The sequence below is a fragment of the Pseudomonas sp. FW300-N2A2 genome (genome assembly GCF_017351735.1).
Taxonomy (GTDB): domain Bacteria; phylum Pseudomonadota; class Gammaproteobacteria; order Pseudomonadales; family Pseudomonadaceae; genus Aquipseudomonas; species Aquipseudomonas migulae.
Genome location: NZ_JACNDU010000035.1, coordinates 38,785 through 49,369, shown reverse-complemented (window position 1 = coordinate 49,369; position 10,585 = coordinate 38,785). Strand labels below are relative to the sequence as shown.

Below are 10,585 nucleotides of genomic sequence, written 5' to 3'. Positions count from 1 at the left end.
AGAAAATCTGCCCAGTACGGTTTCTATGCAACGGCTCAAGGCATGGCTATCATGCGGGCCTCATTGTGAGGCGGGACTTGCATGCTGACGTTGTTAAAGCTTCTTAAGGATGGCCGATTCCATTCAGGCCAGGCCCTGGGCACCGCTTTAGGTGTCAGTCGCAGTGCTGTGTGGAAGCAGCTTCAGCTGCTCGAGGCTGAGCTTGGCTTGTCCATTCACAAGGTGCGGGGGCGTGGTTATCAATTGGCCTCGCCGTTGACACTGCTCGACTCTGTCGCAATAGCAGAGCAGGCGCCTTCTTGTAATTGGCCCATTCTGGTTTTCGATTCAATTGACTCCACTAACGCCGAGGCGCTGCGTGCAATAGAGCGCGGTCAGGTAGCGCCATTTCTTGTGCTTGCCGAGCGGCAGACGTCTGGCCGTGGGCGCCGCGGGCGTAAGTGGGCGAGTCCTTTCGCGGAAAATATCTATTACAGTCTGGTGCTGCGTATTGAAGGTGGCATGCGCCAGTTGGAAGGCTTGAGTCTTGTTGTTGGGCTTGCTGTCTTGCAAACCTTGCGAGCGCTGGGCGTATCAGATGCAGGCTTGAAGTGGCCCAATGATGTTCTGGTTGGTCAAAAAAAGCTCGCGGGGATACTGCTTGAGTTGGTAGGCGATCCTGCTGATGTGTGTCATGTGGTTCTGGGTGTCGGGATCAATGTGAACATGCAGATGACCGAAGAGGTTGATCAGCAGTGGACGTCCTTGCGGCTCGAGTCGGGGCGGACATTCGATCGCAATCACTTGGTCGCGCAGTTGGGGCAGATGCTCCAGGTATATTTGAGTCGACATCAAGTCGGCGGATTTTCCGCTATCCAGGCTGAGTGGGAGCAGAATCATCTGTGGCAGGGTCGGGCGGTGTCGTTGATCGCCGGAGTTAACCATATAGATGGCGAGGTACTGGGTATTGATAGTCAGGGTGCTCTGCGCTTGAAGGTGGGTGGTGTGGAAAAAGTCTTTAGTGGTGGTGAGCTCAGCTTGAGGTTGCGTGATGATTCTTGAGCTCGACTGCGGAAACAGTTTTATCAAGTGGCGAGTGCTTGAAGCTGATGCTCGCCAGACGGTTGGCGAGGGCGTCGTCGACTCCAATCTTGCATTGCTGGAGAGCTTGAGCGCGCTCAAGGGGCTCGCCCTCAAGTTTTGCCGATTGGTCAGTGTCCGAACGGCAGAAGAGACCGGTGCATTGATAACTCTGCTGACCGATACTTTTGGAGTGTCAGTAGTTTGCGCTGCGCCCGCTCGCGAAATGTCGGGGGTTCGCAATGGCTATGAAGAGTTCGAACGCCTGGGGCTCGACCGCTGGCTGGCGATGCTTGGGGGGTTCCAATTAGCGTCGGGTGCATGCCTGGTGCTTGATTTTGGTACTGCTGTCACTGCGGATTTCGTTGCCGGTGATGGAGAGCATCTAGGGGGGTTTATTTGTCCGGGAATGCCATTGATGCGAAATCAATTGCGCACCCATACCCGTAAAATTCGTTATGGGGATCTGGCAGCTGAGCGCGCCATGGAGAGTCTCGTTCCAGGTCGCACAACCGTCGAAGCGGTTGAGCGGGGGTGCTCGTTGATGCTTAGAGGCTTTGTTCTGACCCAGCTGGAGCTTGCGCGTAGCTACTGGGGGGCGGATTTCTCCGTGTTTCTGACCGGTGGGGATGCCGGGTTGGTTTCTGAGATTGTGCCAGAGGCTAGAGTGGTTCCGGACCTGGTATTTGTGGGTTTGGCTATGGCATGTCCTTTGTCCTGAGGTTCTTATGCGTTGGTTGTTTCTGCTGCTGCTTGTTTTGAATGTGTTTTATTACATCTGGCACCAACAAGAGGCTCCTCTGCGCGCGAAGGATGTCACTCCTCTGAGTTTGTATAGGGGAGGGCAGCAGGATATTCGCTTGTTGAGCGAGGCGGCTGATCCGGTCCTTGATAAGGGGAAGGCCGCTCTGCCGGACAATAGCTGTTTGTACTTGGGTGGTTTTGTTCGTCAAGAAGCGGTTCAGGCAGTTGAGCGGCGCTTGAATGGCATGGAAATCAAGTATCAGCTCCTGCCAAAGGATCATCTTGAATTCGCGGGTTATTGGGTTCGGATCGCCCCTGAAAGCCGGCGTTGGCTGGGCGAGGTTCAGCTGCAAAACCTTTCTAGAGAATTCAATGAGTTAAAACATAAAATAATGCCGTGCGAGGGGGTTGCACCCGCTGAATAGTTTGAATAGAATGGCGCCCGCTTCGCAGTGAACGCCTTTAACGGCAAACACAACGAAGCGATGTCAACGCAGCTAACCTCAGGTTTTTAATGAGAAAATGCTTGACAGAAGGCTGGCATGATATAGAATGCCGGCTCGCTTAGGAGGGGTTCCCGAGCGGCCAAAGGGATCAGACTGTAAATCTGACGTCTACGACTTCGAAGGTTCGAATCCTTCCCCCTCCACCATTTTTAGCGAGAGCTGCAAGCCTCGCGGGTATAGTTTAGTGGTAGAACCTCAGCCTTCCAAGCTGATGATGCGGGTTCGATTCCCGCTACCCGCTCCAAGTTTGCAGGTCCTGCAAAGTGTTACGCTCTTGTAGCTCAGTTGGTAGAGCACACCCTTGGTAAGGGTGAGGTCAGCGGTTCAAATCCGCTCAAGAGCTCCATATAACAAGGCAGATATGAAAATATCTGCCTTTGTTTTAAGGGTTGCGATCAGGCCTTGTTGTTTTTTGTTGGCTGGTTGCGCGGGTGGCTTTGGTCTTAGGGTCGAGGCTGTCGAGTAAGGTGTTGTAATGTCTTTTTCGGGTCGGCATAATGGTCGGCCTGATTTTGTTTTAGGTCAGTAGCTCAATTGGCAGAGCGACGGTCTCCAAAACCGTAGGTTGGGGGTTCGATTCCCTCCTGACCTGCCAGATTCACCTGGTGTGTCTGGCTTTCTTTTCACAGGATCTTCATAGATGACTCCTAAAGCTGAAGCTCAAGGCTCTCGCTTCGATCTGCTCAAGTGGCTAGTAGTAGTCGCTTTGGTGGTTGTTGGCGTTGTTGGTAATCAGTATTACTCTGCTTCGCCGATCCTGTACCGCGTACTTGCATTGCTTGTCATCGCTGCTGTGGCTGCCTTCGTAGGCCTGCAAACAGTCAAGGGCAAGTCTTTCTTTGTACTGGTTAAGGAAGCTCGCACCGAGATTCGTAAAGTCGTATGGCCAACTCGCCAAGAAACCACGCAGACCACGTTGATCGTTGTCGCTGTTGTGTTGGTTATGGCGTTGCTGTTGTGGGGGCTTGATTCCCTGCTCGGCTGGCTTGTTTCCTTGATTGTCGGCTAAGGGTGTCCCGTGGCTAAGCGTTGGTACGTTGTGCATGCTTACTCCGGTTACGAGAAGCATGTCATGCGCTCGTTAGTAGAGCGCGTAAAGCTGGCTGGCATGGAAGATGGCTTTGGCGAAATTCTGGTTCCCACTGAAGAAGTGGTTGAAATGCGTAATGGCCAGAAGCGCAAAAGCGAGCGTAAGTTCTTCCCAGGTTATGTGCTGGTTCAGATGGACATGAATGAGGGTACTTGGCACTTGGTCAAGGATACTCCTCGGGTGATGGGTTTCATCGGCGGTACCGCTGATAAGCCAGCACCAATCACAGATAAAGAGGCAGAAGCGATTCTGCGTCGTGTCGCTGATGGTAGCGATAAGCCGAAGCCGAAGACGTTGTTCGAGCCTGGCGAGTCGGTGCGTGTCAATGACGGGCCGTTTGCCGACTTTACCGGCACGGTTGAAGAAGTTAACTACGAAAAGAGCCGGATCCAAGTGGCAGTGCTCATTTTCGGTCGCTCTACTCCGGTAGAGCTAGAGTTCAGCCAGGTCGAAAAAGTCTAGCTGAGCAAGCATCCCAACCCCGCAGCCCTAGGCTGTGGGGTTTTGTCGTCACTGGGATAAACGCGCAAGTAACCGGGGAGCCTTTCGAGGCGTTCGAACCCGTAATTGGAGTGCCTCATGGCCAAGAAGATTACCGCTTACATCAAGCTGCAAGTGAAGGCCGCTCAGGCTAACCCAAGCCCACCTGTTGGTCCTGCTCTGGGTCAGCACGGCGTGAACATCATGGAATTCTGCAAGGCTTTCAACGCCCGTACTCAGGGTATTGAGCCAGGTCTGCCGACTCCAGTGATCATCACTGTCTACAGCGACCGTAGCTTCACTTTCGAAACCAAATCCACCCCTGCTTCGGTTCTGCTGAAGAAGGCGGCTGGTCTGACTAGCGGTTCCGCTCGTCCGAACACCGTTAAGGTTGGCACTGTGACTCGTGCTCAGCTGGAAGAAATCGCGAAAGTTAAAAACGCGGATCTGACTGCAGCTGATATGGAAGCAGCCGTGCGTACCATCGCCGGTTCTGCTCGTAGCATGGGCCTTAACGTGGAGGGTGTGTAATGGCTAAGTTGACCAAGCGTCAAAAGGCTATCGCCGGCAAAATCGAAGCAGGCAAGTCCTACAACTTTGTAGACGCTGCTGCTCTGCTGGCTGAGCTGTCGACTGTCAAGTTCAGCGAGTCGTTCGACGTTGCTGTGAACCTGGGTGTTGACCCGCGTAAATCCGACCAGGTCGTTCGTAGCGCTACTGTGCTGCCGCACGGTACTGGCAAGACTGTTCGCGTTGCTGTGTTCACCCAGGGTCCAGCTGCTGAGGCCGCTCTGGCTGCCGGCGCTGACCGTGTAGGTATGGACGACCTGGCTGCCGAAATGAAAGGCGGCGACCTGAACTATGACGTAGTTATCGCATCCCCGGATGCAATGCGCGTTGTAGGCCAGTTGGGTCAGATCCTCGGTCCACGTGGTCTGATGCCTAACCCTAAAGTCGGCACCGTAACTCCAGACGTAGCTACCGCGGTTAAAAACGCCAAGGCTGGTCAGGTTCGTTATCGCACCGACAAAAACGGCATCATCCACACTTCCGTTGGCAAGATCGGCTTCGACGCCGTCAAGCTGAAGGAAAACGTTGAAGCCCTGATCGCTGATCTGAAGCGTATCAAGCCAGCTTCCTCGAAAGGCATTTACGTCAAGCGCGTTACCCTGAGCACCACTATGGGCCCAGGTCTGGTCATCGACCAAAGCTCGCTCGACGCGTAAGACAAAAGTTGGCGTAAGCGATTACGCCAATTGAAAGATTGGGGTCCCTGCCTGGCGGGGGCTATCCAAGACCGTAGGCGACGCAAGTCTTAAACCACAAGCCTACGCAGATGGTGCTCCCGGTTCCTTACCGAATCAGACACCAAAACGACATCCGGTTTCGACCAGATGAAACGGTAACAAGCAGGAGTTAAACCCGTGGCAATTAAACTCGAAGACAAGAAGGCCATCGTCGCTGAAGTCAACGAGGCTGCCAAAGTCGCTCTGTCCGCTGTCGTGGCTGATGCCCGTGGCGTAACAGTAGGCGCAATGACCGGACTCCGTAAAGAGGCTCGTGAAGCTGGCGTTTACGTACGTGTTGTACGTAACACCCTGCTCAAGCGCGCCGTTGCTGACACTGAATTCAGTGTTCTCAACGACACGTTCACTGGCCCTACCCTGATTGCCTTCTCCAAAGAACATCCAGGCGCTGCTGCCCGGATCTTCAAAGAGTTCGCAAAGGGTCAGGACAAGTTCGAGATCAAGGCAGCTGCGTTCGAGGGCAAGTTCCTCGCAGCTAACCAAATCGACGTACTGGCAACTCTGCCGACCCGTGACGAAGCAATTTCTCAGCTGATGAGCGTGATTCAAGGCGCTACCAGCAAATTGGCTCGTACTCTGGCGGCAATTCGCGACCAGAAAGAAGCCGCTGCAGCCTAAGGCTCGTCAGCTTCTCGCGTTTTTTGTTTTTTTCGATGGTCGCGTAGGCCGTCCCCAATATCAGGAATTAGATTCATGTCTATCTCTCAGAACGATATCCTTGAAGCAGTTGGCAACATGTCCGTAATGGAAGTTGTTGAGCTGATCAAAGCTTTCGAAGAAAAATTCGGTGTTACCGCTGCTGCTGCATCGGCTGGTCCAGCTGCTGCTGCCGCTGTTGTTGAAGAGCAAACTGAATTCAACGTCATGCTGACCGAAGCTGGCGAGAAGAAAGTTAACGTGATCAAGGCAGTACGTGAACTGACCGGTCTGGGCCTGAAAGAAGCCAAGGCTGTAGTTGACGGCGCTCCTGCCATGGTTCTGGAAGCTGTTGCCAAAGACGCAGCTGACAAAGCCAAAGCAGTACTGGAAGAAGCAGGCGCTAAAGTCGAGCTGAAGTAAGCATCGACTTTGCTCCTCCAGCCCGAGCGTTAAGCGAAAGGCTGATGGCTGGTGGCTCTTGCCACCGGCCTTTTTCCGTTATTGGCAGCCGACTGGGTCGGTGCTGATAACGAGTTGTAACCACCCGATGCGGTGGCGCAAACCATGGGGTTTGCACGATTTTCTGGCTGCTCCCGTCGGGAGGGGCCAAACAAGCAGGTGACCAAGCTGGGGAACGCTGATGGCTTACTCATATACTGAGAAAAAACGTATCCGCAAGGACTTTAGCAAGTTGCCGGACGTCATGGATGTGCCGTACCTCCTGGCCATCCAGCTGGATTCGTATCGTGAATTCTTGCAAGCGGGAGCGACTAAAGATCAGTTCCGCGACGTGGGCCTGCATGCGGCCTTCAAATCCGTTTTCCCGATCATCAGCTACTCCGGCAATGCTGCGCTGGAGTACGTCGGTTATCGCCTGGGCGAACCGGCATTTGATGTCAAAGAATGCGTATTGCGCGGTGTAACTTATGCCGTACCTTTGCGGGTAAAAGTGCGCCTGATCATTTTCGACAAAGAATCGTCGAACAAAGCGATCAAGGACATCAAAGAGCAAGAAGTCTACATGGGTGAAATCCCCCTGATGACTGAGAACGGTACCTTCGTAATCAACGGTACCGAGCGTGTAATCGTTTCCCAGCTGCACCGTTCCCCGGGCGTGTTCTTCGACCACGACCGTGGCAAGACGCACAGCTCCGGCAAACTGCTGTACTCCGCGCGCATCATTCCTTACCGCGGTTCGTGGTTGGACTTCGAGTTCGATCCGAAAGACTGCGTGTTCGTGCGTATCGACCGTCGTCGCAAGCTGCCTGCATCGGTACTGCTGCGTGCGCTCGGCTATACCACTGAAGAAGTGCTCGACGCGTTCTACACCACCAACGTCTTCCACGTGCAAGGTGAAAACCTCAGCCTGGAACTGGTGCCTCAGCGCCTGCGTGGTGAAATTGCTGTCCTGGATATCCTGGATGACAAAGGCAAGGTTATTGTCGAGCAAGGTCGTCGTATCACCGCTCGCCACATCAACCAGCTGGAAAAAGCCGGGATCAAAGAGCTGCAAGTGCCTCTGGACTACGTCCTGGGTCGCACTACCGCCAAGGTCATCGTGCATCCGGCAACCGGCGAAATCCTGGCAGAGTGCAACACCGAGCTGAACACCGAGATCCTGGCGAAAATCGCCAAGGCTCAGGTTGTCCGCATCGAAACTCTGTACACCAACGATATCGACTGCGGTCCGTTCGTCTCCGACACCCTGAAGATCGACTCCACCAGCAACCAATTGGAAGCGCTGGTCGAGATCTATCGCATGATGCGTCCAGGCGAGCCGCCAACCAAAGACGCTGCCGAGACTCTGTTCAACAACCTGTTCTTCAGCCCTGAGCGCTATGACCTGTCTGCGGTCGGCCGGATGAAGTTCAACCGTCGTATCGGTCGTACCGAGATCGAAGGTTCGGGCGTGTTGTGCAAAGAAGACATCGTCGCGGTTCTGAAGACTCTGGTCGACATCCGTAACGGTAAAGGCATCGTCGATGACATCGACCACCTGGGTAACCGTCGTGTTCGCTGCGTAGGCGAAATGGCCGAGAACCAGTTCCGCGTTGGCCTGGTACGTGTTGAGCGTGCGGTCAAAGAGCGTCTGTCGATGGCTGAAAGCGAAGGCCTGATGCCGCAAGACCTGATCAACGCCAAGCCAGTGGCTGCGGCGGTGAAAGAGTTCTTCGGTTCCAGCCAGCTGTCCCAGTTCATGGACCAGAACAACCCGCTGTCCGAGATCACCCACAAGCGTCGTGTGTCAGCACTCGGCCCTGGCGGTTTGACTCGTGAGCGTGCCGGCTTTGAAGTTCGTGACGTACACCCGACTCACTACGGTCGTGTATGCCCGATCGAAACGCCGGAAGGTCCGAACATCGGTCTGATCAACTCCCTGGCCGCCTATGCGCGCACCAACCAGTACGGCTTCCTCGAGAGCCCGTACCGTGTGGTGAAAGACGCTCTGGTCACCGACGAGATCGTGTTCCTGTCCGCCATCGAAGAAGCTGATCACGTGATCGCTCAGGCTTCGGCCACGATGAACGACAAGAAAGTCCTGATCGACGAGCTGGTAGCTGTTCGTCACTTGAACGAGTTCACCGTCAAGGCGCCGGAAGACGTCACCTTGATGGACGTATCGCCGAAGCAGGTAGTTTCGGTTGCAGCGTCGCTGATCCCGTTCCTCGAGCACGACGACGCCAACCGTGCGTTGATGGGTTCGAACATGCAGCGTCAAGCTGTACCAACCCTGCGCGCTGACAAGCCGCTGGTCGGTACCGGCATGGAGCGTAACGTAGCTCGTGACTCCGGCGTTTGCGTCGTGGCTCGTCGTGGCGGCGTTATCGATTCCGTGGACGCCAGCCGTATCGTGGTTCGTGTTGCTGATGACGAAGTTGAAACCGGCGAAGCTGGTGTCGACATCTACAACCTGACCAAATACACCCGCTCTAACCAGAACACCTGCATCAACCAGCGTCCGCTGGTGCGTAAAGGTGATCGGGTCCAGCGCAGCGACATCATGGCCGACGGTCCGTCCACCGACATGGGTGAGCTGGCTCTGGGTCAGAACATGCGCATCGCGTTCATGGCATGGAACGGCTTCAACTTCGAAGACTCCATCTGCCTGTCCGAGCGTGTTGTTCAGGAAGATCGCTTCACCACGATCCACATTCAGGAACTGACCTGTGTGGCACGTGACACCAAGCTTGGGCCTGAGGAAATCACTGCAGACATCCCTAACGTGGGTGAAGCTGCACTGAACAAACTGGACGAAGCCGGTATCGTTTACGTAGGTGCTGAAGTTGGCGCAGGCGACATTCTGGTCGGTAAGGTCACTCCGAAAGGCGAGACTCAACTGACTCCGGAAGAGAAGCTGCTGCGTGCCATCTTCGGTGAAAAAGCCAGCGACGTTAAAGACACCTCCCTGCGTGTACCTACCGGTACCAAGGGTACTGTCATCGACGTACAGGTCTTCACCCGCGACGGCGTTGAGCGTGATGCTCGTGCACTGTCGATCGAGAAGACTCAGCTCGACGAGATCCGCAAGGATCTGAACGAAGAGTTCCGTATCGTTGAAGGCGCCACTTTCGAACGTCTGCGTTCCGCTCTGGTCGGCCATAAAGCCGAAGGCGGCGCCGGTCTGAAGAAAGGTCAGGACATCACCGACGAAGTTCTCGACGGTCTTGAGCATGGTCAGTGGTTCAAACTGCGCATGGCTGAAGATGCTCTGAACGAGCAGCTCGAGAAGGCTCAGGCCTACATCGTTGATCGCCGCCGTCTGCTGGACGACAAGTTCGAAGACAAGAAGCGCAAACTGCAGCAGGGCGATGACCTGGCTCCAGGCGTGCTGAAAATCGTCAAGGTTTACCTGGCAATCCGTCGCCGCATCCAGCCGGGCGACAAGATGGCCGGTCGTCACGGTAACAAAGGTGTGGTCTCCGTGATCATGCCGGTTGAAGACATGCCGCACGATGCCAATGGCACCCCGGTCGACGTCGTCCTCAACCCGTTGGGCGTACCTTCGCGTATGAACGTTGGTCAGATCCTTGAAACCCACCTGGGCCTCGCGGCCAAAGGTCTGGGCGAGAAGATCAACCGGATGATCGAAGAGCAGCGCAAAGTCGCCGAGCTTCGCAAGTTCCTGCACGAGATCTACAACGAGATCGGCGGTCGTAACGAAGATCTGGATAGCTTCTCTGATCAGGAAATCCTGGATCTGGCGAAGAACCTGCGTGGCGGCGTTCCAATGGCCACTCCAGTGTTCGACGGCGCCAAGGAAAGCGAAATCAAGGCCATGCTGAAACTTGCAGACCTGCCAGAAAGCGGCCAGATGCAGCTGACCGACGGCCGTACCGGCAACAAGTTCGAGCGCCCGGTTACTGTTGGCTACATGTACATGCTGAAGCTGAACCACTTGGTAGACGACAAGATGCACGCTCGTTCTACCGGTTCGTACAGCCTGGTTACCCAGCAGCCGCTGGGTGGTAAGGCACAGTTCGGTGGTCAGCGTTTCGGGGAGATGGAGGTCTGGGCACTGGAAGCATACGGTGCCGCTTACACTCTGCAAGAAATGCTCACAGTGAAGTCGGACGATGTGAACGGCCGTACCAAGATGTACAAAAACATCGTGGATGGCGATCACCGTATGGAGCCGGGCATGCCCGAGTCCTTCAACGTGTTGATCAAGGAAATTCGTTCCCTCGGCATCGATATCGATCTGGAAACCGAATAACACGTGACGCGAATCGAGAGCGGGGCAGGATTGCCCGCTCTCTGCT

The 10,585-nt window shown here is 55.0% G+C and carries 10 protein-coding genes and 4 tRNA genes; all 14 read left to right on the top strand.

Features of this window, described 5'->3' with window-relative positions:
• Nucleotides 1–81 precede the first annotated feature (81 nt).
• The 14 genes from birA to rpoB all read left to right on the top strand — a co-directional run bounded on the left by birA (nt 82) and on the right by rpoB (nt 10,539).
• Complete coding sequence (gene birA / locus J4E42_RS26385; RefSeq protein WP_008041288.1) at nt 82–1,041, top strand: bifunctional biotin--[acetyl-CoA-carboxylase] ligase/biotin operon repressor BirA; 960 nt, start codon at nt 82–84, stop codon at nt 1,039–1,041.
• Nucleotides 1,031–1,780 (top strand): pantothenate kinase, encoded by a 750-nt coding sequence (locus tag J4E42_RS26380; protein ID WP_008030876.1) that lies wholly within the window; start codon nt 1,031–1,033, stop codon nt 1,778–1,780. Before birA ends, J4E42_RS26380 begins: the two co-directional genes overlap by 11 nt.
• A 7-nt stretch (nt 1,781–1,787) precedes the next feature.
• Nucleotides 1,788–2,228, top strand: a complete 441-nt coding sequence (locus J4E42_RS26375; RefSeq protein ID WP_008041291.1) for a hypothetical protein — start codon at nt 1,788–1,790, stop codon at nt 2,226–2,228.
• A gap of 142 nt (nt 2,229–2,370) precedes the next feature.
• A tRNA-Tyr gene (locus J4E42_RS26370) sits at nt 2,371–2,455 on the top strand.
• Between the two features lie 24 nt (nt 2,456–2,479).
• Nucleotides 2,480–2,553: transfer RNA gene (locus J4E42_RS26365), tRNA-Gly, on the top strand.
• A gap of 26 nt (nt 2,554–2,579) precedes the next feature.
• Nucleotides 2,580–2,655, top strand: a tRNA-Thr gene (locus tag J4E42_RS26360).
• Between the two features lie 173 nt (nt 2,656–2,828).
• Nucleotides 2,829–2,904: transfer RNA gene (locus J4E42_RS26355), tRNA-Trp, on the top strand.
• Nucleotides 2,905–2,949: 45 nt separating this feature from the next.
• A complete protein-coding gene (secE, locus tag J4E42_RS26350; protein ID WP_007896620.1) occupies nt 2,950–3,318 on the top strand; it encodes a preprotein translocase subunit SecE in 369 nt (122 codons plus the stop codon).
• A gap of 9 nt (nt 3,319–3,327) precedes the next feature.
• Entirely contained in the window at nt 3,328–3,861 is a 534-nt protein-coding gene (gene nusG, locus J4E42_RS26345; protein ID WP_007896622.1) for a transcription termination/antitermination protein NusG, read from the top strand.
• A 117-nt stretch (nt 3,862–3,978) separates the two neighbouring features.
• Nucleotides 3,979–4,410, top strand: coding sequence for a 50S ribosomal protein L11 (gene rplK / locus J4E42_RS26340; protein WP_008030880.1), 432 nt, complete (start codon nt 3,979–3,981; stop codon nt 4,408–4,410).
• Nucleotides 4,410–5,105 (top strand): 50S ribosomal protein L1, encoded by a 696-nt coding sequence (rplA, locus tag J4E42_RS26335; protein WP_008041297.1) that lies wholly within the window; start codon nt 4,410–4,412, stop codon nt 5,103–5,105. Before rplK ends, rplA begins: the two co-directional genes overlap by 1 nt.
• A 198-nt stretch (nt 5,106–5,303) precedes the next feature.
• Complete coding sequence (gene rplJ, locus J4E42_RS26330; protein ID WP_110755008.1) at nt 5,304–5,804, top strand: 50S ribosomal protein L10; 501 nt, start codon at nt 5,304–5,306, stop codon at nt 5,802–5,804.
• Nucleotides 5,805–5,879: 75 nt separating this feature from the next.
• Nucleotides 5,880–6,245 carry a 50S ribosomal protein L7/L12 gene (rplL, locus tag J4E42_RS26325; RefSeq protein ID WP_008030886.1) on the top strand — a complete coding sequence of 122 codons (366 nt, stop codon included), beginning with the start codon at nt 5,880–5,882 and terminating at the stop codon, nt 6,243–6,245.
• Between the two features lie 220 nt (nt 6,246–6,465).
• Nucleotides 6,466–10,539 carry a DNA-directed RNA polymerase subunit beta gene (rpoB, locus tag J4E42_RS26320; protein WP_008030889.1) on the top strand — a complete coding sequence of 1,358 codons (4,074 nt, stop codon included), beginning with the start codon at nt 6,466–6,468 and terminating at the stop codon, nt 10,537–10,539.
• Nucleotides 10,540–10,585: the final 46 nt, after the last annotated feature.

Excerpts from the sequence above, each read along its gene's own strand:
- rplL (WP_008030886.1), top strand. The coding sequence starts at position 5,880 with ATGTCTATCTCTCAGAACGATATCCTTGAAGCAGTTGGCAACATGTCC.
- birA (WP_008041288.1), top strand. The coding sequence starts at position 82 with ATGCTGACGTTGTTAAAGCTTCTTAAGGATGGCCGATTCCATTCAGGC.
- rplA (WP_008041297.1), top strand. The coding sequence starts at position 4,410 with ATGGCTAAGTTGACCAAGCGTCAAAAGGCTATCGCCGGCAAAATCGAA.
- J4E42_RS26375 (WP_008041291.1), top strand. The coding sequence starts at position 1,788 with ATGCGTTGGTTGTTTCTGCTGCTGCTTGTTTTGAATGTGTTTTATTAC.
- J4E42_RS26380 (WP_008030876.1), top strand. The coding sequence starts at position 1,031 with ATGATTCTTGAGCTCGACTGCGGAAACAGTTTTATCAAGTGGCGAGTG.
- rplK (WP_008030880.1), top strand. The coding sequence starts at position 3,979 with ATGGCCAAGAAGATTACCGCTTACATCAAGCTGCAAGTGAAGGCCGCT.
- secE (WP_007896620.1), top strand. The coding sequence starts at position 2,950 with ATGACTCCTAAAGCTGAAGCTCAAGGCTCTCGCTTCGATCTGCTCAAG.
- rpoB (WP_008030889.1), top strand. The coding sequence starts at position 6,466 with ATGGCTTACTCATATACTGAGAAAAAACGTATCCGCAAGGACTTTAGC.